The 19,677-nt window shown below is 66.4% G+C and carries 21 protein-coding genes, 1 tRNA gene and 1 pseudogene; 16 read left to right on the forward strand and 7 right to left on the reverse strand.

Annotation, left to right across the window (positions count from 1 at the left end; all coding sequences use genetic code 11):
- The first annotated feature begins 118 nt into the window (after positions 1-118).
- From P1U75_RS16310 to P1U75_RS16320, 3 genes are read left to right on the forward strand one after another with little or no spacing between them, the layout of a single operon-like run.
- Positions 119-1,417 (forward strand): efflux RND transporter periplasmic adaptor subunit, encoded by a 1,299-nt coding sequence (locus tag P1U75_RS16310; RefSeq protein WP_300245158.1) that lies wholly within the window; start codon positions 119-121, stop codon positions 1,415-1,417.
- A gap of 4 nt (positions 1,418-1,421) precedes the next feature.
- On the forward strand, positions 1,422-2,144 hold the full coding sequence (locus tag P1U75_RS16315; RefSeq protein ID WP_300245159.1) for an ABC transporter ATP-binding protein: 723 nt from the start codon (positions 1,422-1,424) through the stop codon (positions 2,142-2,144).
- A complete protein-coding gene (locus P1U75_RS16320; RefSeq protein ID WP_300245160.1) occupies positions 2,104-3,345 on the forward strand; it encodes an ABC transporter permease in 1,242 nt (413 codons plus the stop codon). Before P1U75_RS16315 ends, P1U75_RS16320 begins: the two co-directional genes overlap by 41 nt.
- 23 nt (positions 3,346-3,368) lie before the next feature.
- Here P1U75_RS16320 and P1U75_RS16325 read toward each other — a convergent pair whose 3' ends face one another.
- Positions 3,369-4,028 carry a DsbA family oxidoreductase gene (locus P1U75_RS16325; protein ID WP_300245161.1) on the reverse strand — a complete coding sequence of 220 codons (660 nt, stop codon included), beginning with the start codon at positions 4,026-4,028 and terminating at the stop codon, positions 3,369-3,371.
- Positions 4,029-4,176: 148 nt separating this feature from the next.
- Between P1U75_RS16325 and P1U75_RS16330 the strand changes: the two genes are divergently transcribed.
- Positions 4,177-4,263, forward strand: a tRNA-Leu gene (locus tag P1U75_RS16330).
- A gap of 64 nt (positions 4,264-4,327) precedes the next feature.
- On the opposite strand, the gene P1U75_RS16335 is transcribed toward P1U75_RS16330, so the two are convergent.
- The 3 genes and pseudogenes from P1U75_RS16335 to P1U75_RS16345 form a co-directional block, all read right to left on the reverse strand.
- On the reverse strand, positions 4,328-4,510 hold the full coding sequence (locus P1U75_RS16335; protein ID WP_300245162.1) for an AlpA family phage regulatory protein: 183 nt from the start codon (positions 4,508-4,510) through the stop codon (positions 4,328-4,330).
- 168 nt (positions 4,511-4,678) lie between these two features.
- Complete coding sequence (locus P1U75_RS16340) at positions 4,679-5,368, reverse strand: nitroreductase family protein (RefSeq protein ID WP_300245163.1); 690 nt, start codon at positions 5,366-5,368, stop codon at positions 4,679-4,681.
- Positions 5,369-5,388: 20 nt separating this feature from the next.
- Positions 5,389-6,272 (reverse strand): annotated as a pseudogene (locus tag P1U75_RS16345) (LysR family transcriptional regulator ArgP).
- Between the two features lie 96 nt (positions 6,273-6,368).
- On the opposite strand from P1U75_RS16345, the gene P1U75_RS16350 reads away from it, so the two are divergent.
- The 7 genes from P1U75_RS16350 (at position 6,369) to P1U75_RS16380 (ending at position 12,146) form a co-directional block, all read left to right on the forward strand.
- Positions 6,369-6,965, forward strand: coding sequence for a LysE/ArgO family amino acid transporter (locus P1U75_RS16350; RefSeq protein ID WP_300245164.1), 597 nt, complete (start codon positions 6,369-6,371; stop codon positions 6,963-6,965).
- A gap of 40 nt (positions 6,966-7,005) precedes the next feature.
- Entirely contained in the window at positions 7,006-7,917 is a 912-nt protein-coding gene (locus tag P1U75_RS16355) for a DMT family transporter (protein WP_300245165.1), read from the forward strand.
- 62 nt (positions 7,918-7,979) lie between these two features.
- The gene (locus P1U75_RS16360; RefSeq protein ID WP_300245166.1) at positions 7,980-9,011 is read left to right on the forward strand and encodes a DUF1036 domain-containing protein; all 1,032 of its coding nucleotides are present in this window, start codon (positions 7,980-7,982) and stop codon (positions 9,009-9,011) included.
- A gap of 85 nt (positions 9,012-9,096) precedes the next feature.
- Positions 9,097-9,672 (forward strand): transcriptional regulator BetI, encoded by a 576-nt coding sequence (gene betI / locus P1U75_RS16365; protein ID WP_300245167.1) that lies wholly within the window; start codon positions 9,097-9,099, stop codon positions 9,670-9,672.
- Positions 9,669-11,177, forward strand: coding sequence for a choline-sulfatase (gene betC, locus P1U75_RS16370; RefSeq protein ID WP_300245168.1), 1,509 nt, complete (start codon positions 9,669-9,671; stop codon positions 11,175-11,177). The genes betI and betC overlap by 4 nt, the downstream gene beginning before the upstream one ends.
- Before the next feature lie 99 nt (positions 11,178-11,276).
- A complete protein-coding gene (locus P1U75_RS16375) occupies positions 11,277-11,516 on the forward strand; it encodes a YdcH family protein (RefSeq protein WP_300245169.1) in 240 nt (79 codons plus the stop codon).
- Positions 11,517-11,654: 138 nt separating this feature from the next.
- On the forward strand, positions 11,655-12,146 hold the full coding sequence (locus P1U75_RS16380; RefSeq protein WP_300245171.1) for a cupin domain-containing protein: 492 nt from the start codon (positions 11,655-11,657) through the stop codon (positions 12,144-12,146).
- Between the two features lie 19 nt (positions 12,147-12,165).
- Here the strand turns inward: P1U75_RS16380 and P1U75_RS16385 are convergent, their stop codons facing one another.
- The 3 genes from P1U75_RS16385 to P1U75_RS16395 all read right to left on the reverse strand — a co-directional run bounded on the left by P1U75_RS16385 (position 12,166) and on the right by P1U75_RS16395 (position 16,197).
- A complete protein-coding gene (locus P1U75_RS16385) occupies positions 12,166-13,566 on the reverse strand; it encodes a short-chain fatty acyl-CoA regulator family protein (protein ID WP_300245172.1) in 1,401 nt (466 codons plus the stop codon).
- A gap of 87 nt (positions 13,567-13,653) precedes the next feature.
- A complete protein-coding gene (locus P1U75_RS16390; RefSeq protein ID WP_300245173.1) occupies positions 13,654-14,883 on the reverse strand; it encodes a multidrug effflux MFS transporter in 1,230 nt (409 codons plus the stop codon).
- A 33-nt stretch (positions 14,884-14,916) separates the two neighbouring features.
- Positions 14,917-16,197: a M10 family metallopeptidase gene (locus P1U75_RS16395; RefSeq protein ID WP_300245174.1), complete on the reverse strand. Its 1,281-nt coding sequence runs from the start codon at positions 16,195-16,197 to the stop codon at positions 14,917-14,919.
- Between the two features lie 209 nt (positions 16,198-16,406).
- Here P1U75_RS16395 and P1U75_RS16400 point away from each other — a divergent pair, with 209 nt between their 5' ends.
- The 5 genes from P1U75_RS16400 to P1U75_RS16420 all read left to right on the forward strand — a co-directional run bounded on the left by P1U75_RS16400 (position 16,407) and on the right by P1U75_RS16420 (position 19,644).
- The gene (locus P1U75_RS16400; RefSeq protein ID WP_300245175.1) at positions 16,407-17,939 is read left to right on the forward strand and encodes an acyl-CoA carboxylase subunit beta; all 1,533 of its coding nucleotides are present in this window, start codon (positions 16,407-16,409) and stop codon (positions 17,937-17,939) included.
- An 86-nt stretch (positions 17,940-18,025) separates the two neighbouring features.
- Positions 18,026-18,427: a cupin domain-containing protein gene (locus P1U75_RS16405; protein ID WP_300245176.1), complete on the forward strand. Its 402-nt coding sequence runs from the start codon at positions 18,026-18,028 to the stop codon at positions 18,425-18,427.
- On the forward strand, positions 18,424-18,798 hold the full coding sequence (locus P1U75_RS16410) for a hypothetical protein (protein ID WP_300245177.1): 375 nt from the start codon (positions 18,424-18,426) through the stop codon (positions 18,796-18,798). The genes P1U75_RS16405 and P1U75_RS16410 overlap by 4 nt, the downstream gene beginning before the upstream one ends.
- 113 nt (positions 18,799-18,911) lie before the next feature.
- A complete protein-coding gene (locus P1U75_RS16415; RefSeq protein WP_300245178.1) occupies positions 18,912-19,286 on the forward strand; it encodes a DUF6497 family protein in 375 nt (124 codons plus the stop codon).
- Between the two features lie 214 nt (positions 19,287-19,500).
- Positions 19,501-19,644 carry a hypothetical protein gene (locus P1U75_RS16420; RefSeq protein WP_300245180.1) on the forward strand — a complete coding sequence of 48 codons (144 nt, stop codon included), beginning with the start codon at positions 19,501-19,503 and terminating at the stop codon, positions 19,642-19,644.
- Positions 19,645-19,677: the final 33 nt, after the last annotated feature.

A 19,677-nucleotide genomic window follows, 5' to 3' on the forward strand; every position in this document is an offset into this window, starting at 1 on the left:
GGGATGGGGTGATACCCTTGGGCGACGGAAATGTCAGGCCCGAACGTTCAAGTGATTCAGATCATATCGAGCGTCGCCGCGATGCGGCATGAACAGAGATAGAAACGGGGCGAGGCCGATGACGAAAGACGACGCGCAGGAGACCGCCGGGACCGGCATGGAGAAATCCAGGGCGGAGTCTACGAAGAAAGCGGCCGAGGTTGAGGCCCGGCTGGGGCTGGGGCGGCACGGGGCGCGCCGGGGCGGATGGCTTTGGGTCCTGGCGCTGCTGGTGGCGGCGGCGGGCGGTTTCGCGTTCTGGCGCGGGTATGGGGCGGGCGAGGGGGACATGTCCTATCGTACCGGGGTGGTGCAGCGCGCCGACCTGGTGGCGACGGTGACCGCGACCGGCACGGTGGAGCCAACCAACCTGGTCGAGATTTCCTCGGAACTGTCGGGCACGCTGCGCGGGGTCGCGGTGGATTACAACGACCAAGTCAAGGCGGGGCAGGTGCTGGCCACGCTGGACACCACCAAGCTGGAGGCGGAACTGGCGGTTGCCGAGGCCAATGTGACCGCCGCGCAGGCGCAACTGGTGCGCGCCAAGGCCACGCTGGAGGAGGCGCGCGAGAATTTCGATCGCGCCACCGCGCTGGACGCGCGCGGGGTGACCAGCCAGCAGACCCTGATCACCCAGCGCGCGGCCTTTAACAGGGCGGTGGCCGATGTAACGGTGGCCGAGGCAAACCTCGACCTGGCGCGGGCGCAGCGCGGGCTGGTGCAGGCCGATCTGGACAAGGCCTGCATCTGTTCGCCGATCGACGGGGTGGTGCTGGACCGGGCGGCGGACGTCGGCCAGATCGTCGCCTCGGCGCTGACCGCGCCGGTGCTGTTCACGGTGGCCGAGGACCTGACCGAGATGGAGGTGCAGGTGGCGGTGGACGAGGCCGATATCGGCGCGATCTCGGAGGGGGACCGGGTGGTGTTCACGGTCGACGCCTATGACGACCGCAGTTTCCCGGCCGAGATCAAGACGATCCGCTATGCCTCGGAGACGGTCGAGGGGGTGGTCAGCTATACTGCCGTGCTGGCGGTGCGCAACGACGACCTGTCGTTGCGCCCGGGGATGACGGCGACCGCCGATATCATCGTCGCGGAACTGCAGGGCGTGCTGACGGTGCCCAACGCGGCGCTGCGCTATGCCCCGGTGGTGGAGGTGGAAGAGGACAGCGAAGGCGGCGGCGGGTTGCTGAGCATGATCATGCCGCACAGGCCCGACGCGGGCGCGCGCGCCAGCGGCAAGTCGATCTGGGTGCTGCGCGATGGTGCGCCGGTGGAGGTGCCGGTGGAGCCGGGCCAAAGCGACGGCAGCCTGACCGAGATCCGCAGCGGTGAGCTCAGCGAGGGTGAGCTGGTGATCCTCGGCGAGGGGGGCTGAGCCGGTGACCGGAGACAGCCCGGCGGTGATCGAACTGCGCGGCATCACCCGCGTCTATGGCCGGGGCGAGGCCGAGGTGCGCGCGCTGGACGGGATCGACCTGACGATCCGGTCCGGCGAATTCGTCGCGATCATGGGGCCGAGCGGGTCGGGCAAGTCGACCGCGATGAACGTGATTGGCTGCCTCGACAGCCCGACATCGGGCGAATACCTGTTCAACGGGGTCGACGTGGCCGGGCTGGACCAGGACCAGCGGGCGCTGCTCAGGCGGCATTACCTGGGCTTCGTGTTCCAGGGCTATAACCTGTTGCCGCGCACGCCGGCGTTGGAGAACGTGGAGCTGCCGCTGATCTACAAGGGGGTGGGCGCGGCCGAGCGGCGTGGCCGCGCGCTGGCGGCGCTGGAACAGGTGGGGCTGGCGCAGCGGGCCGACCATGATCCCTCGGAACTCTCGGGTGGGCAACAACAGCGCGTCGCCATCGCCCGGGCGCTGGCAGGATCGCCCGAGGTGCTTCTAGCCGACGAGCCGACCGGCAACCTCGACACCCACCGCTCGGCCGAGATCATGGAGCTGCTGGTGCGGCTGCGCGCCGAGACCGGGCTGACCATCGTCATGGTCACCCACGAAGAGGACATGGCCGCCTATGCCGACCGGCTGATCTGGATGGTGGACGGGCGCATCGCGGATGACCGGCCCACCACAGGGGGCGCGCGCCATGCTGGGTGAGACGATCCGCCTGGCGGTGCGGGCGATCTGGCGCAACGCGCTGCGCTCGTTCCTGACCGTGCTCGGCGTGGTGATCGGCGTGGCGGCGGTGATCGCCATGGTCACGGTCGGGCAGGGCTCGTCGGCGCAGGTGACGCAGGACGTGGCCAAGCTGGGTACCAACGTGCTGATGATCCGTCCGGGGCAGGCTGCCATGGGACCGCGCAGTTCCAGCACCAGCGAGCGCGCCTTCGATCTGCGCGACGTGGACCGGCTGATCCGCGAGGTGCCCGCGATCGAGACCGCCAGCGCCGCCGAGCAGAGCCAGATGAGCGCGGTGGCGGGCAATGTGAATTACCGCACCACGGTCTGGGGGGCGGGCAATGCCTATCTCGACGCGACGGATTGGCCGGTGGTGCTTGGGCGCCGCTTTGTCACCGGCGAGGAGCAGGGCGGGCGCGCCGTCTGCATCCTGGGCGAGACCGTGCGGCAGGAACTGTTCGGCGACACCGACCCGGTGGGCGACAAGATCCGCCTGAAATCCATGTCCTGCGAGGTGATCGGCGTGCTGGACGCCAAGGGCGCGTCGAGCTTTGGCAGCGACCAGGACGATATCGTGATGATCCCGGTGCGGACCTTTCAACGCCGGATCGCGGGCAACAGCAACGTCAACATGATCTACGCGGCGGTACGCGACGGGGTCTCGACCGAGCTGGCGCAGGGCGAGATCGAGGCGGTGTTGCGCGAGATCCGGCGGATCGGGACCGGCGAGGAGGATGATTTCAACGTCATGGACATGAAACAGCTGGCCTCGATGCTGACCGGGATCACCGACGTGTTGACCGGGCTGTTGGCGGCGGTGGCGGCGGTCAGCCTGCTGGTCGGCGGCATCGGCATCATGAACATCATGCTGGTGAGCGTCACCGAGCGCACCCACGAGATCGGCATCCGCCTTGCCGTCGGGGCGCAGGCGCGGCAGGTGTTGCAGCAGTTCCTGGTCGAGGCGATCGTGCTGTCGCTGATGGGCGGGCTGATGGGGATCGCGCTGGGGCTGGGGCTGGCGGCGCTGGCGTCGCGGATCATGGCGATTCCCTTCACCCCCGATCCGGTGGTGGTGCTGGGGGCGTTTGCCTTTTCGGCGCTGGTGGGGGTGGTGTTTGGCTATTTCCCGGCGCGGCGGGCGGCGCGGCTCGACCCGATCGAGGCGCTGCGTCACCAGTAGCGCAGGGCGCGGTCAGGCGGGGCTCAGAGCCCCTCTTCCGCGATCCGGTTCAGCAGGGTGATATAGCCGTCCACCTCCTGCGCGCCGGTCACCATGTATTTCTGCCCGAACACCATGGTCGGCACACCGTGCACGCCGCGTTCGGTCCAGACCCGCTGCTTGGCGCGCACGGCACCGGCATGGGCGCCGCTGTCCAGCGCCCGGCGCGCCGCCGGCCCGTCGAGCCCGGCAGCGATGGCGGTGCGTTCCAGCACGGCGGGGTCCGAGACATCCTCGCCACGGGTGAAATAGGCCGCGAACAGCGCCAGCTTGAGGTCGTGCTGGCGGCCCTGGCCCTCGGCCCAGTCGAGCAGCTGGTGGGCGGCGAAGGTATTGACGATGCGGCTGTCGTCGGTGAAGGCGAAGGTGAAGCCAAGCTCTGCGCCCATTTCGACCAGGGTTTCGCGGGCGCGGTCGCTGTCCTCGGCGGTCGTGCCGTATTTCTCGGCCACATGTTCGCGCAGGTTCTGCCCCTGGGGCGGCATATCCGGGTTGAGCTCGAACGGATGCCAGCGCAGTCGCGCCGCCAGGCCGGTCCTGGACAGGGCGCGGCGCAACTGGAGGAACCCGATGATGCACCAGGGGCAGACCACGTCCGAGGCGATGTCGATCTGGATGCCTTTGGCGGCGTTGGGCGGGGTCATTCGGGCTCCGGTATTGGCGGGCGGGCGGTCTCTGCAACCGCTAGCACAGGGCATCGCGCCGGAACATCCCTGACGCGCCGGAAGGGTGCGATTTGCCCTTCACATCGCCGGGAGGCTCGTCTATATCGCGCGGACACCAGCCCGATGTGCGGTCGTGGCGGAATTGGTAGACGCGCAGCGTTGAGGTCGCTGTGGGGTAACACCCGTGGAAGTTCGAGTCTTCTCGACCGCACCATTTTTCTAACTTAACCTGTTGTTTTTGTTTGAAACGTGTTTTCCCGTTTCGGACAGCCCGCCACTTAGCCCGCCAGTCGCGCGGGGTACACGGCCTCGATTTCCAGCCTGTTCCAGCGGGTGCAGGCCTCGGAAATCTTCACCGGCTCCGGCAGCTTTCCGATTCCTGACCACTTCCAGACGGTGGTTCTCGCCACCGAGAACATCTTGGCGACTTCGACGTCGCGCAGATAAATTGCTTGGGTCATCAACCATTTCCTTCCATCGTCATCACGTCAAAGAACGGGCCGTGTGAATGCCGCAGCCTGATCGTGACCTCCTTACCCTTCTCGACCTCGACCTGTCTGTTCAGGCCCCTCCTGTAGGCCGGGCTTCAGCCCGGCACCGCCATCGGCAGCACCGGCACCACAACCGCCTCAGAAAAAACTTGCGATCTGGTCCAGCGGTTTCTTGATCTTGGCGACCTCCGGCACGGTTGCCCCCTCGGCCGGGTGGCCCACCGCGATGATCATCGTCGGTTTCTCCGAGGCTGGCCGGCCCAGCGCCCCGTTCAGGAACTTCATCGGGTTGGGGGTGTGGGTGAGCGTTGCCAGCCCGGCGTGGTGCAGGGCGGCGAGCAGGAATCCGGTGGCGATGTTGACGCTTTCCGGAACGTAATAGTTCTTGTAGCGGGTGCCGTCGGCGAATTCGCCCCAGCGCTGGGCAAAGACCACGATCAGCCAGGGCGCGACGGTCAGATGCGGCTTGCTGGCGTCGGTGCCGATCGGCTCCAGCGCCTTGATCCACTCGTCCCCTGCGCCGCCGCCATAGAACCGCTTTTCCTCCGCCTCGGCCTCGGCGCGGATGCGCGCCTTCAGCGCGGGGTCGGCAACGGCGGCGAAATGCCAGGGCTGGTGATTGGCGCCCGAGGGCGCGCTGCCTGCAGTGCGCAGACAGGTCTCGATCACCGCGCGCGGCACCGGGCGCGGGGAATAGTCGCGCACCGAGTGGCGTTGCCGCATCTTGTCGTGAAACGCCTGCGCGGCGACGATCATCTGCGCGTCGGACATCTCGCTGCGGTCGGGCAGCGGCAGCGCGCGATAGCTCAGTGTCTCCTTGGCGAACATCTCGTCTCCTCCTTGCGCGCTCAGGCGGGGATCAGCACATCGCGCGCGGCGGCGCGGACCGCCTGCGTCACCGGCCTCAGCGCGCCGGTCATCGCCCGGCTGAGCTGCCAGGTCAACGGCACGTCCATATCTGATCGTGAAGCAGCGGAACCAGCCGCCCGGCGCGCAACGCCGCCCGGACCAGCGGCAGCGGGTTCATGCCCCAGCCGAGCCCGGCCTCGGCGGCGGCGACGAACCCGGTGGAGGAGGGCAGGAAATGCAGCGGCGGGGTGAGCCGCGCGCCGCAGACCTGTTCGATCCAGCGCCGCTGCAGCCGGTCCTTGGCGTTGAAGGTCAGACAGGGCGCGCGCGCCAGCGCCTGCGCCGTCACGCCGCCGGCGAACCAGCGCGCCATGAACCCCGGGCTGGCGGTGGCGACATAGCGCAGCGCGCCCAGCGGATCGGCGTCGCAGCCCGCCACCGGCGCGCCCAGGGCGCAGACCGCCGCGCTCACCGCGCCGCGCCGCAGCCAGTCGGCGCTGTGCTCCTCGTCGTCCAGAACCAGGTCGAACAGCATGTCCGGCACATTCGCCATCGCCGGAATGAACCAGGTCGCCAGGCTGTCGGCATTCACCGCCAGCCGCAGCCGCGCCGGGCGCGGCGCGGGGTCGAGCGCCAGATCACGGCTGAGCTGCGCCTCCAGCAGCCCGACGTCCTCGGCGTGCTTGGCCAGGCGCTCGCCCGCCGGGGTGCCGGTGCAGGGGCTGGCCCGGTGGATCAGAACCGCGCCGACCCGGTCCTCCAGCGCCTTGATCCGCTGCGAGACGGCCGAGGGGGTGACGCCGAGGCTGGCCGCGGCGGCGTCGAACGAGCCATGGCGCAGCACGGCAGACAGTGCGGCGAGATGCGGGGGATCGAACTGCATTAGGAACATTAATCCAACTAAAGAAAGGTTAACTAGCCTAATCCAGGAAACCAGCCTAATCAAACCCCCGACCCTCGATGGAACGGAGTGTACAGTTTGATCGCCTTTCTCCCCGGTTTCGCCCTTGGCTTCTCGCTGATCCTCGCCATCGGCGCGCAGAACGCCTTTGTCCTGCGCCAGGGGCTGCGGCGCGAGCATGTGCTCGCCGTGGTGCTGACCTGTGCTCTGTCGGACGCGGTGCTGATCGCCGCCGGGGTCGCCGGGATGGGCGGGCTGGCCCGGACGCTGCCCTGGTTCGCGCCGCTGATGCGCTATGGCGGTGCGGCCTTTCTGATCGGCTACGGCGGGCTCAACCTGCGCGCAGCCTGGCGCGGGGGCTCCGGTCTCACTACCGGGCAGGGCGCGGGCCATGCGCTGCCGCGCACGCTGGCCGTGGTGCTGGCGCTGACCTGGCTGAACCCGCATGTCTATCTCGACACCGTGGTCCTGGTCGGCTCGATCGCGGCGCAATACGACGACCGGCTTGCCTTCGGCCTGGGTGCGGTCACGGCCAGCTTCACCTTTTTCTTCGCCCTTGGCTATGGCGCGCGGCTGCTGGCGCCGCTGCTGGCGCGGCCCGGCGCCTGGCGGGCGCTGGACGCCGCTATCGGGCTTACCATGTGGGCGATTGCGGCGAAATTGATTGCCATGTGAAGGGTTGTGCGTCGCCCGATTAGGGTGTTCAACCGGTGTCATGACCTCTCTCGATCCGCCCCCCGCGCGCCCTGTCGCCGGCATCCTGTGGATGCTGCTCACCGGGCTGTGCTTTGTCGGGATGACCGCGCTGGTCAAATTTCTCGGCCCGCGCGTTCCGGCGCCCGAGGCCGCCTTTCTGCGCTATGCGCTGGGGCTGGTGTTCCTGCTGCCGGTGCTGCGGCCGATCTTCAACACCCGCTTTACCCGCCGCCGCATCGGCCTGTTCGCCGCGCGCGGCATCCTGCACGCGGGCGGGGTGATGCTGTGGTTCTACGCGATGACACAGATCCCGCTGGCCGAACTCACCGCGCTGAATTACCTCTCGCCGGTTTTCGTCACCATCGGCGCGGCGGTGTTCCTGGGCGAGCAATTGGCAATCCGCCGTATCGCCGCGATCACTGTCGCGCTGATCGGCGCGATCATCATCCTGCGCCCCGGCTTCCGCGAGGTGGCGCCGGGCCACCTGGCAATGATCGGCACCGCGACGGTGTTCGGCGGATCCTTCCTGCTGGCCAAGGTGCTGGCCGACGATGTGCCCCCGGCGGTGGTGGTCAGCATGCTGTCGATCTGGGTGACGGCCGGGCTTGCCCCCTTTGCGCTGGCGGTCTGGGTCACGCCGACGCTGCACGAACTGACCATGCTCTTTGCCGTTGCCTGTTTCGCGACCGCGGGGCATTTCACCATGACACTGGCGCTGCGCGCGGCGCCGATCATGGTGACCCAGCCGGTAACCTTCCTGCAACTGGTCTGGGCGATGGCGCTGGGCGTCGTGGTGTTCGGCGAGACGCTGGACATCTGGGTGATCCTTGGCGCCGCGCTGATCCTGGTGGCGATCAGCTTCATCACCTGGCGCGAGGCCGTGGTACGACGCCGGTCTGTCACCCCGACCACGCCGGCAACCAAGGTCTGAGAGGCTTGCCAGCGCCGCACGCTGTTGCTTAGTCTGAACCGAATTGCTCCAGGGGGATAGGAATGAAGGCATTTTTCGGTGCGGTCGCGGTGGTCTGCGGTCTGATCGCAGGGCCGGCGATCGCGGATTTGAAACTGTGCAACGACTCCAGCGTGCGCCAGTCGGTCGCGGTGGGCTACAAGTCCGGCGATCAATGGGTTTCCGAGGGGTGGTGGAACACCGACCCGGGCAAATGCACGACGGTGATCAGCGGCGATCTGAAGTACCGTTTCTACTATTATCGGCTGCTGGCCAAGGGCCGCAAGTTCGAGGATGAGGGCTACGGCTTTTGCACCCAGACGGCGGCCTTTACCATCGAGGGCGACAAGAACTGCAGCGACCGCGGCTATTCCTACGGCGGATTCCGCCAGATCGACGCCGGCGGCGCGCGCGATTTCTCGTTTTCCTTTTCCGATGCGGTCAGCGTCATGAAACCGGCAGAGGCCGAGCCGCCGGCGCCCAAGGTCGAGGCCGCGGCCCCCGCCGACGGCCCCGGCACCTGGGGCGAACCCTATTCCTCGTCCACCGCCCTGTTCCAGGACTGCGTCAGCGAGACCGAGGCGCCGTTCTGCACCTTTCATGCCGACGGGACCAAGTTCTTTGTCTACGACGACGGGCGTACCCCGGGGTGGGTGCTGAAATCGATGCGAACCTATTTGCCGGGCACCCCGATCGAGGTGCGTGGCGACCTCGAGGCGATCCACGACCGCACCGCCGACGTGGTGCTGCGCCACGTGCTGCCGCGCAGCTTCAACAGCTGGGACAGCACCCTGACCAAGCTGCAGGGCACCTGGTATTCGGTCGATGACCCCAATTCGCAGTTCAACATCATCGGATCGGAGCTGGAGAACATCTATGACGGCGGATTCGGCGCCCGCGAATACCTCAGCATGCGCGACCGCTGCGAGCATTTCGACAGTGGCAACATCCTGGTGCGGATGGACGAGGAAAGCGGCGATGTGATGTGCTATACGATCGAGGAGCTCGGGTCCTACGAGATGCTGTTGATGTACCTGCCGCGCGCCAATTTTCACGAGTATCGCAAGCTGGACTGAGGCGCGGGCAACGGCGGGCCGGGTTATTGATTGACGGGTCAGTTTCCCGCCGGTAGCGTCGCCACGTCAGCGGGCGAGGGGTGAGATGCCGAAACTGGGAATGGAACCGATCCGCCGCGAGGCCCTGGTGCGCGCGACGATTGCCGAGTTGGGAAAGGCCGGCACGCTGGACGTGACCGTCAGCCAGATCGCCCGGCGCGCCGGGGTGTCCAGCGCGCTGGCGCATCATTACTTCGGCGGCAAGGACCAGATATTCCTGGCCGCGATGCGCTCGATCCTCGCCGATTTCGCCGGCGATGTGCGGCGCGAACTGGCGGGCACCGCGCCGCCCGACCGTGCCGCGGCCATCGTGCGCGCGAGCTTTTCGAGATCGAGCTTCACCTCCGAGGCGGTGGGCGCCTGGATGTGTTTCTACGGCATGGCGCAAAAGAACGCCGAGGCGCTGCGGCTCTGGCAGGTCTATCATCACCGGCTGCGCTCCAATCTCGTGCACGCGCTGCGCCCGCTCTGCGACCGCCCGCAGGATGCCGCCGACACGCTGGGGGCGCTGATCGACGGGCTTTACATCCGCGCCGCGCTGGATCCGCGCCTGAGCCCGGAAGAGGCGGCATCCCAGGCGCTCGCGGTGCTCGACGGTCTTTGCAGGGGGCGCAGGCGATGACCCGGCCCAACATCCTGATCCTGATGGTCGACCAGTTGAACGGCACGCTGTTTCCCGATGGTCCCGCCGACTGGCTGCACGCGCCGAACCTCAAGCGGCTGGCGGCGCGCTCCACCCGGTTCGCCAATGCCTATACCGCCTCGCCGCTCTGCGCGCCGGGGCGGGCGAGCTTCATGTCCGGGCAGCTGCCCTCGCGCACCGGGGTCTATGACAACGCCGCCGAGTTCCGCAGCGACATTCCCACCTATGCCCACCACCTGCGGCGGGCGGGCTATTACACCTGCCTCTCGGGCAAGATGCATTTCGTCGGCCCCGATCAGCTGCACGGGTTCGAGGAACGGCTGACCACCGATATCTACCCCGCCGATTTCGGCTGGACCCCGGATTACCGCAAGCCGGGCGAGCGGATCGACTGGTGGTATCACAACATGGGCAGCGTCACCGGCGCGGGGGTGGCGGAGATTTCCAACCAGATGGAATACGATGACGAGGTTGCGTACAATGCGACCGCGAAACTGTACGATCTGGCGCGCGGCAAGGACGACCGCCCCTGGGCGCTGACCGTCAGTTTCACCCATCCGCATGACCCCTACGTGGCGCGGCGCAAGTTCTGGGACCTCTATGAGGGTTGCGATCATCTTCTGCCCGAGGTTCCGGCGATGGACTACGCCGATCACGACGCCCATTCCCGCCGCATCTTCGACGCCAACGACTGGCGCAGCTTTGACATCTCGCAGGAGGATATCCGCCGTTCCCGCCGGGCCTATTTTGCCAATATCTCCTATCTCGATGACAAAATCGGCGAGATCCTTCAGGTGCTGGAGGACACTCGGCAAGAGGCGATCGTTCTGTTCGTCTCGGACCACGGCGACATGCTGGGCGAGCGCGGGTTGTGGTTCAAGATGAGTTTTTTCGAGGGCTCGGCGCGGGTGCCGCTGATGATCGCCGCGCCGGATCTGCCGGCGGGACGGATCGACGAGCCGGTCTCGACCCTCGACGTGACGCCGACGCTGGGCGATCTGGCCGGCGTGCCGATGGAGGAGCTTGCCCCCTGGACCGATGGCGAAAGCCTGGTGGAGTTGGCGCAGGGCGGCGCGCGCAGCAGCCCGGTGGCGATGGAATACGCCGCCGAGGCGTCCTATGCGCCGCTGGTCTCGCTGCGCTATGGCAAGTGGAAGTACAACCGCTGCGCATTGGATCCCGACCAGCTGTTCGACCTTGAGGCCGATCCGCAGGAACAGACCAACCTGGCCGAAGTGCCGGAACATGCGGGCACCTTGCAGACATTGCGCGCCAAGTCCGAGGCGCGCTGGGATCTGGCGCAGTTCGATGCCGATGTGCGCGCCAGCCAGGCCCGCCGCTGGGTGGTCTACGAGGCGCTGCGACAGGGGGGATACTATCCCTGGGACTACCAGCCCCTGCAGAGGGCGAGCGAACGCTACATGCGCAACCACATGGACCTGAACGAGGTGGAAGAGCGCCAGCGCTTTCCCCGTGGCGATTGAAAAAAGCCGCCCTGACAGCAACCGATTGATCCGGGTCAATGTGCCGGGTATGGCTGCGCCCTAGGTTGGCGTGCAACGCAAGTGTCAAGGAGCGAACAGATGACCCATACCCCCCACGAACTGGCCGAGGAATTCCCCGAACAGGCCGCGCAGATCAGCGAACTGAAGCAGAATAACCCGCATTTCGCCAAGCTGGCCGATGAGTACCACGAGATCAACCGCGCCGTGCACCGCGCCGAGACCAACGTGGAGCCGGTCGAGGAACTGGCCGAGGTCGAGATGCGCAAGAAGCGCGCCGCGCTGAAGGACGAGATCTGGGCGATCCTGTCCAAGGCATAAGATGGTTGATCCGACTGGATTGAAGGGGGCGCTGCGGGCGCCCCTTTTTTGTTGGCGGGGTGCGGGTTTCGATCCTGTCCGCGCGCGGCGCCATCGGCTAGGCTGATCGCGGAATTCTTCACGCGAAAGGGGCGGACCATGGGCGACGATACCTATCTGATCAAACGCGCGGACATCGAGGCGATGGAGGGGGTGGACAAGACCCATTTCCTCAACCCGAACGCCAGGCGGATCAACAAATCGCTGGGCGATGCGACCGGGCTGACCGGGTTGGGGTTTCACATCATCGAGGTGGGCCCCGGACAGGGCACCACTGAGCATCACGTGCATTTCTACGAGGATGAATGCGTCTATGTGCTGGCCGGGCGGGCCACGGCCTATCACGGCGAGGAGGCGGTTGAGATCGAAGCCGGCGATTTCCTCGGCTACCGCAAGGGCGGGCTGGCGCATTCGATCACCAATACCGGCGACGAGGTTCTGCGCTGCATCGTGGTGGGCCAGCGGTTGGCGCATGATGTCGCCGACTACACCCGGCTGGACAAGCGCATCTATCGCAATGCCGGGATGGACTGGAACCTGGTCGACCGGGGTGCGATCGTGACCCCCGGCGGCAACGTGGGCAAGAAGTAGGCAGAGAAGGCGCGCCCGCTCAGTTCACCTCGTAGGGCAGCACGCCGCGCCGGTTGGCGTCGATGCTCAGCCGCCGCTCCAGCGGCGGGACCGAGCGCTGGTGGCAGGTCTTGCGTTCGCAGATCCGGCAGGAGATGCCGATCGGCTCGAAGGCCTCGGCGTTGGTCACGTCCAGCGTGTCGGCATAGACCAGCGCGGGCGCGTGGCGCACCTCGCAGCCCAGCGCGATGGCATAGCGGCGCACCGGCGCGCCGAAGCTGCCGCCGGGTTTCGATACGTCGCGCGCCAGATTGATGTAACGGACCCCGTCCGGGGTCTCGGCCAGTTGCCGCAGGAACCGGCCCGGGGTCTCGAACGCACGGTGCACGTTCCACAGCGGGCAGGCGCCGCCGAACCGGGCGAATTGCAACCGCGTGGCGCTGTGCCGTTTGGTGATGGTGCCGGCCTGGTCGACGCGGGCAAAGAAGAACGGGATGCCCTTGGCGCCGGGCCGTTGCAGGGTCGAGAGCCGGTGCGCCACCTGCTCGATCGAGGCGCCGAAGCGCGCGCCGAGCACCTCGAGATCGTGGCGATGGGTCTGGGCGGCCTCGAGAAACGGGCCATAGGGCAACAGCGCCGCCCCGGCGAAGTAATTGGCCAGCCCGATCTTGGCGATGGCGCGAGCCTCGTCGCTGCGGAAGCGGGCGAAATCCAGTGTTGCCTCCAACAGCTTGTCCTGCCGCAGCAGCGCCACTTGTAACAGCATCTGGAACAGCCGGGTTTCCGGGCTGGCGCGGGTCGACAGGCGCAAGAGGCCTGATTTTGCGTCGAACTCCCGCAACGAGGCGATGTCGGCCAGTTCGATGGCGATGCCCATCCCCTCCAGTACCGATTGCGCGGTCTCGGCCATCCGGCCCGGTCCGGCGGCGCGCGCGGCGAAAGTCTCCGCCGCCCGGTCCACCGCGTCGATGTAGTTGTCGCAATAGTGGAAGAAGTCGCGCACCTCTTCCCAGGGGCTGGCCTCAAGGCGGGCATCCTCGCGCCCCAGCGCCTCGTCCAGCGAGGCCAGCCGCTCGTGCGTCTGGCGGTAGCTACGGTGCAGGGCGAGAAAGGCGCGCGCCAGTGTCGGCGCGTTGGAGGCGGCCAGCCGCAGATCGGCCAGCGGCGGCGCGGCGTCGGCAAAGACCGGGTCGGCCAGCGCCTCGCGCATGTCGCTGACAAGGCGTTCGCTGTCGCCGGTCGAAAGCTCGGTCACGTCCATGCCGAACTCCTGCGCCAGCGCCAGCACCACGGTGGTGCTGACCGGGCGGTTGTTGTTCTCCATCTGGTTCAGATAGGGCAGGGAGACACCGAGCTTGGCGGCGAAATCCTTTTGCGTCAGGCCGAGCCGCGTGCGCATCTCGCGCAGTTTCGCCCCGGCATAGAGTTTCTGCGTCGCCATCGGGTGCCTTTGTCGGAATGTCTTTGCAGGTTCGCTTTTGGCGCAGATTAGGTTTGCAAACCCTTTGGGGCAAGCCCCGTCGTACCGCTAGAGACCCAGCTGTCGTTCGCGCAGGATCACCAGCAGGATGGCGAGGATTGCCAACGTCGAGACGACCAGCATGATGAACAACAGCGGCCAGGCGCCCGAGGCCGGGGTCAGCAGGGCACCGGCCAGCGCGCTGAGCCCGGCGCCGCCACCCAGCATGGTCGCGCCGCTCAGCCCCGAGGCGGTGGCGGCCAGGTGCGGGCGCACCGAGAGCGAACCGGCGGTGGCGTTGGGCAGGGCCATGCCGTTGCCGAGGCCGACGAAGGTCATGAAGCCGAAAAAGGTCTCGACCGAGCCGGCGCCGGCGGCCATCACGAGGATCGAGACCGCGATCCCGGCGGTGCAGATCAGGCAACCCCAGAGCACCATGCGGTTGATCCCGACCCGCGCCGAGTAGCGGCCGGAGAAGAAATTGCCGACCAGGTAACCCAGCGCCGGGGCGCCGAAATAGATGCCCAGCTTTCCCGCGTCGAGGCCATAGACCTCGGTACCGACAAAGGGCGCGCCGCCCAGATAGGCAAAGAAACAGCCCGAGGAGAAGGCGGCGGCCAGGGTATAGCCCCAGAACCGCGGCGAGCGCAGCAGTTCGGGGTATTCGCGGAACTGAGCGATCAGGGTCTTGCCGCTCTTGCGGCCGGTTTCGCCGAAATCGACATAGGTCAGACCCAGGGTCAGCGCCCCGAGCAGGATCAGCAGCCAGAAATTCGCCTTCCAGCCAAAGATCTGGTCCAGAAATCCGCCGGCGACCGGACCCATCATCGGCACGATGGCCATGCCCATGGTGACATAGCCGATCATGCTGGCCGCCTTGTCCTCCGGGTAGATGTCGCGCACCGCCGCGCGGCCCAGCACCATGCCGGCCACCACCACCGCTTGGCACATGCGGAACAGCAGGAACACCTCGGCGCTGGGCGCCAACAGGCACCCCAGGGTGGCGACCAGGAACAGCGCCAGCCCCCACAGGATCACCGGGCGGCGCCCGATGTTGTCGGCAATCGGGCCGATTACCAGCTGGACCACCGCGTTCACGCCGAGATAGAGCGCCACCGAAAGCTGCATCAGCCGGTAATCGGTATCGAAATAGGCGGTCATGCCCGGCAGGCTGGGCAGAAAGATGTTCATGCCCAGTGCCGACAGGCCCGACAACAGGATCAGAGTGCCGATATGCGGGGGCGTGCGGGACCAAACCCTGCGCGTGTCCTGTCCGGCAGGATCCTGTCTGTTCACCATGAAGTGCCGTTGCCGATCGTCTCTGGTTCTGCGTCAGGCGATTATGTCATCGCTCAATGCGCCTATGGTCGTGCCTAGAACAGTCAGAGTACCGCTGCCACCGAAATCGAAGAGCACATCGTCGCCCACCTGCGTGGCCGCCGTGAGGACCGCATCGACATCGCCCAGCTTGTTGAACTGGATGGAATCCTTGTTGTTCTGGAAGTCGGCAATGGTGTCGTTGCCATCGCCCTTGGCGAAAACGAACTTGTCGGCGCCGTTCTGTCCGAACAGCGTGTCGTCGCCGCCCTGTCCCTTGAGGGTATCGTTCTGACCGCCGCCTTTGAGGGTGTCGTCGCCGGAGCCGCCCAACAGCTTGTCGTTGCCCTTGTCGCCCTTCAACGTGTCGTCGCCGGCCTGACCCTTGAGCTTGTCATTCCCGCCGCCGGCCTTGATCGTGTCGTTGCCGCCGCCGCCCTTCAGGGTGTTCCTGGCGCCGTTGCCGATCAGCCTGTCGTTGCCGGAGCCGCCGGTCGCGTTCTCGATCACCGTGCCATAGGTGATCACCACGTCATCGGTGGCGTCGAAGCTGGAGAATTTCCCGGCCTTGAGGTTCAGCGTCACGTCGCTGCTGCGCGACGAGGCGTTCAGCGTGTCGCGCCCGCCGGTATCCCAGATCGGGTCCACGGTGTCGGTGCGCGGCGCGCTGTAGGTGGTGTTGCCCGCGTTGTATCCGACCTCGCCCCAGATGTCCTGAAGCGCGAAGACGTCGAACAGCATCATCGCGTCGGCGTCTAGCCCGTTGTCGGGGTTTTCGCTGTAGGACATGATCGAGTATTTGTTGTTCTCGAAGGCGGCGGGCAGCGTCGGGGCGGAGAACGGGTGTTTCAGCCCGAGCGAATGGCCCAGTTCGTGCAGGATCAGATCCGGGCTGCCGGTCAGGTCGATGGTGTTGTCGTAGACGACATAGCCATCGTAGCGCGTGATCGTGCTGCCGGAATAGGAGGCGCTGTAGCCGCCATAGCCGGCCGTCGTTCCGGGCAGGTAGACCTTGCCCACGTTCAGATCCGGGTCGTCGCTGCCGGTGACCTCCACGAATTCGACATTGAGGAAGGATTCGATATGGGCCAGCGCCGCCTCGAAGGCGGTCTTTTCGCCCGCCGAGAAGGCGGTCCATTCGGTGTAGGTGCTGCTGGTCGGCAGATCCTCGGGTTCGCTGGTGCCGGCATACTGGTAGGTGATCGTCCGGCGCGGATCGCTTGTGAGGTTGAGCGGATCCGATGAGTTGAGCAGGGAAAACTGCAGCGCGGAAAGAATGTCGGGTTTGGAAACCATTTTGGGCCTCGAGCTGAAAAAGGGGCAACTCGTTCAAGGGTAGCAAAATCGGGCCGCACAAAGAAGGCGAACCGCGCCTCCGGAGAAATTTGCAGATTTTCAAATATGCAGCTGTACGTTTTCCATGGTTTGCAAATTTGCCGAATTTCGCTTTGGTTGGCGCGGCGGGGCCGGTATGGTCCGCCGAAATCTCACAGGGGACATGCATCATGAAGGACATCCTTTCCGAGCTGGAAGACCGCCGCGAAGCCGCCCGTTTGGGGGGCGGTCAGAAGCGGATCGACGCGCAGCACGGACGCGGCAAGCTGACCGCGCGCGAACGGATCGACCTGCTGCTGGACGAGGGCAGCTTCGAGGAGTTCGACACCTTTGTCGCCCATCGCTGCACCGATTTCGACATGCAGGAGCAACGCCCCTATGGCGACGGGGTGGTGACCGGCTGGGGCACGATCAACGGCCGCATGGTCTATGTGTTCAGCCAGGATTTCACCGTCTTCGGTGGCTCGCTCAGCGAGACGCACGCACAAAAGATCTGCAAGATCATGGACATGGCCGTGCAGAACGGCGCGCCAGTGATCGGCATCAACGATTCCGGCGGCGCCCGCATCCAGGAGGGCGTCGCGTCGCTCGCCGGTTATGCCGACGTGTTCCAGCGTAACATCATGGCCTCGGGCGTGGTGCCGCAGATTTCCGTCATCATGGGCCCCTGCGCCGGCGGCGCGGTCTATTCCCCGGCGATGACCGACTTCATCTTCATGGTCAAGGACACCTCCTACATGTTCGTGACCGGCCCCGACGTGGTCAAGACCGTGACCAACGAACAGGTCACCGCCGAGGAGCTTGGCGGCGCCTCGACCCATACCCGCAAGAGCTCGGTCGCCGACGGAGCCTTTGAAAACGACGTGGAGGCGATGGCCGAGGTGCGCCGACTGGTGGATTTCCTGCCGCTGAACAACCGCGAAAAACCGCCGGTGCGCCCCTTCTTCGACGAACCGGGCCGAATCGAGGCCAGTCTCGACACCCTGATCCCGGAGAATCCCAACACCCCCTACGACATGAAGGAGTTGATCCTGAAAGTCGCGGACGAGGGCGATTTCTATGAAATCCAGGAAGATTTCGCCAAGAACATCATCACCGGCTTTGTCCGGCTGGAGGGGCAGACCGTGGGCGTGGTGGCGAACCAGCCGATGGTTCTGGCCGGTTGCCTCGACATCGACAGCAGCCGCAAGGCGGCCCGCTTCGTGCGGTTCTGCGACTGCTTCGAAATCCCGATCCTGACCTTTGTCGATGTGCCCGGCTTCCTGCCCGGCACCACCCAGGAATATGGCGGCGTGATCAAGCATGGGGCCAAGCTGCTGTTCGCCTATGGCGAGGCGACGGTGCCCAAGGTCACGGTGATCACCCGCAAGGCCTATGGCGGCGCCTATGACGTGATGAGCTCCAAGCATATCCGCGGCGATTTCAACTATGCCTGGCCCACCGCCGAGATCGCGGTGATGGGCGCCAAGGGCGCGACCGAGATCCTCTATCGCTCGGAACTGGGCGACCCGGAAAAGATCGCGCAGCGCACCAAGGATTACGAGGACCGCTTCGCCAACCCCTTCGTGGCGGCCGAGAAGGGCTTTATCGACGAGGTGATCCAGCCCCGCTCGACCCGCAAGCGGGTGGCCCGCGCCTTTGCGTCCCTGCGCAACAAGCAGCTGACCAACCCGTGGAAAAAGCACGACAACATTCCGCTGTGATCCGGTCTTTTTCTGGCCGATAAATACTCCCGCCGGAGGCGCCGACATGGCCCCCGGCGGGGCCTTGCAGACCCGGGACCGTCCCCATGACCCAGCTTTGGAAAAACCAGGCCTTCACCATCTCCCACGCCGACGACGGCAAGTTCGTGGGCGCGGGGCTGCGGGCGTTCTTCGAGTACCGCGACCCCGGGATCAGGGACGCCACCAAGGGCAAGTTCGGCGCCCATGTGATCCGCGCGGTGCCGGGAATGGAAAGCCCCGACGCCTGGCACAACCACGAGCTGGAGTTCCAGATGGCCCATGTGACCCGGGGCTGGGTGGTGTTCGAATACGAGGGGCAGGGCGAGCAGATCCTGCACGAGGGTTCCTGTGTGTTGCAGCCGCCGGGGATCCGGCACCGCGAAGGCCGCCATTCGGACGACATGGAACTGATCGAGATCATCTCTCCGGCCGAGTTTGCCACCCGCGACGAGGCGGCGCCGGAATGAGCCGGGCGCGCTGGCATATCCTGCGCGAGGGGGCCTCGGTGACGCTGGCGCGTGAGCTTCCGGCGCGGTTCGACATCTGCGCCGAGACCTGGCTGCCCCAGGCCGATCCGCTGCGGCTGGCGCATCAGATCCGGCAGGACATGTGGCGCGTGCTGCGCCGGATGCGCGGATTTTCCCCGGTGGTCCGGCTGGAGGCCCGCGACGGCGGGCTGGCGGTTCGGGCCGGCGGGCGGGCGAGGGCGCCGGTTCCGCCGGAGACAGGGGCGCGCATTGCCGAGGTGCTGGAGGCCCCCGCGAACCGGCAGCGATGGCTGCGCCATGCCGGCCGGCGCAACGCAGGGTTTGACAGACCGGGCGGCGCGCGCCCATGATCGCGCCGCGCACATATGAGACAGCGCGGCGGGCCCGTCCTGCCGCGCACGCAGCCCCGGAGGGAGGAGCCCGTCGTCTGCGGCGGAGCCGGGGCTGCGGCATTGCGCTGGCGGTGCTGGTCGGCCTGGGGGCCACCTGCACCAACGCGCAGGCCGCGGCGCAGCGGGTCGAGGTGCCCTCCGGCCAGGAGGTGACCCTGCACGAGGTGCTGATCGACGACGCGCCGGGCGCGCGCTGGGTCCGGTTCCGCTTTGTCGCGCCGCGTATTGGAGAGGCAGGCGCGCGCGCGGCTGCCGGCGCGGACATGGACCATCTGTGCGCGCAATTCGCGCTGCCCTACCTTGACGATCAGGGGATCGAGGCGGCGCGGATCGTGATCTCGCTGGCGGAACGCCCGGTGCCCTTTGGCCAGGCCGCCCCCGATACAACCCAGTTGTTCGAGCAGTACCGCCCCGAGGACGGGGCCTGCATATGGGATGGGTTTTGATTATGCTACAACATCTTGCGGGAAAAAGCTCATCCACAGGCGTAGTTGAGGCTTTGCCGCCACATGCCGCGCTGTTGACGGGCTGTGGATATATTTTCGCCCGATTTTCGTCTATGCTCGGGGCCGGCCGCGAACCCGCGGCTGAAACCTCGAGGTTGAGGCAGGCAGGGCGCGTGCGCCCTGTTGGTTTCAGTACGTTAATCAGGAGAAACAGATGTCGAAGAGCATCAAATTCCTTGCCATGGTTGGCTTCGTCGCCACCGTGGCGGCTTGCGACAACTCGCCGAAAGAAGAGTATGTCGTTGTCGAGCCGGAGCCGATCTCGGTCGAGCCGGCCTTTACCGGCAAGTACAAGTAAGACGCGCGCGGGACTGGCCGTCTGGCCGGTCCC

The sequence above is a fragment of the Antarcticimicrobium sp. genome (assembly GCF_029212575.1).
GTDB lineage: Bacteria > Pseudomonadota > Alphaproteobacteria > Rhodobacterales > Rhodobacteraceae > Antarcticimicrobium.

What these genes read in the sequence shown, in the direction of transcription:
- P1U75_RS16310 (WP_300245158.1), top strand. Translation starts at nt 119, where the DNA reads ATGACGAAAGACGACGCGCAGGAGACCGCCGGGACCGGCATGGAGAAA.
- P1U75_RS16320 (WP_300245160.1), top strand. Translation starts at nt 2,104, where the DNA reads ATGACCGGCCCACCACAGGGGGCGCGCGCCATGCTGGGTGAGACGATC.
- P1U75_RS16325 (WP_300245161.1), bottom strand. Translation starts at nt 4,028, where the DNA reads ATGACCCCGCCCAACGCCGCCAAAGGCATCCAGATCGACATCGCCTCG.
- P1U75_RS16335 (WP_300245162.1), bottom strand. Translation starts at nt 4,510, where the DNA reads ATGACCCAAGCAATTTATCTGCGCGACGTCGAAGTCGCCAAGATGTTC.
- P1U75_RS16340 (WP_300245163.1), bottom strand. Translation starts at nt 5,368, where the DNA reads ATGTTCGCCAAGGAGACACTGAGCTATCGCGCGCTGCCGCTGCCCGAC.
- P1U75_RS16355 (WP_300245165.1), top strand. Translation starts at nt 7,006, where the DNA reads ATGACCTCTCTCGATCCGCCCCCCGCGCGCCCTGTCGCCGGCATCCTG.
- P1U75_RS16360 (WP_300245166.1), top strand. Translation starts at nt 7,980, where the DNA reads ATGAAGGCATTTTTCGGTGCGGTCGCGGTGGTCTGCGGTCTGATCGCA.
- betI (WP_300245167.1), top strand. Translation starts at nt 9,097, where the DNA reads ATGCCGAAACTGGGAATGGAACCGATCCGCCGCGAGGCCCTGGTGCGC.
- betC (WP_300245168.1), top strand. Translation starts at nt 9,669, where the DNA reads ATGACCCGGCCCAACATCCTGATCCTGATGGTCGACCAGTTGAACGGC.
- P1U75_RS16375 (WP_300245169.1), top strand. Translation starts at nt 11,277, where the DNA reads ATGACCCATACCCCCCACGAACTGGCCGAGGAATTCCCCGAACAGGCC.
- P1U75_RS16380 (WP_300245171.1), top strand. Translation starts at nt 11,655, where the DNA reads ATGGGCGACGATACCTATCTGATCAAACGCGCGGACATCGAGGCGATG.
- P1U75_RS16385 (WP_300245172.1), bottom strand. Translation starts at nt 13,566, where the DNA reads ATGGCGACGCAGAAACTCTATGCCGGGGCGAAACTGCGCGAGATGCGC.
- P1U75_RS16390 (WP_300245173.1), bottom strand. Translation starts at nt 14,883, where the DNA reads ATGGTGAACAGACAGGATCCTGCCGGACAGGACACGCGCAGGGTTTGG.
- P1U75_RS16395 (WP_300245174.1), bottom strand. Translation starts at nt 16,197, where the DNA reads ATGGTTTCCAAACCCGACATTCTTTCCGCGCTGCAGTTTTCCCTGCTC.
- P1U75_RS16400 (WP_300245175.1), top strand. Translation starts at nt 16,407, where the DNA reads ATGAAGGACATCCTTTCCGAGCTGGAAGACCGCCGCGAAGCCGCCCGT.
- P1U75_RS16405 (WP_300245176.1), top strand. Translation starts at nt 18,026, where the DNA reads ATGACCCAGCTTTGGAAAAACCAGGCCTTCACCATCTCCCACGCCGAC.
- P1U75_RS16410 (WP_300245177.1), top strand. Translation starts at nt 18,424, where the DNA reads ATGAGCCGGGCGCGCTGGCATATCCTGCGCGAGGGGGCCTCGGTGACG.
- P1U75_RS16420 (WP_300245180.1), top strand. Translation starts at nt 19,501, where the DNA reads ATGTCGAAGAGCATCAAATTCCTTGCCATGGTTGGCTTCGTCGCCACC.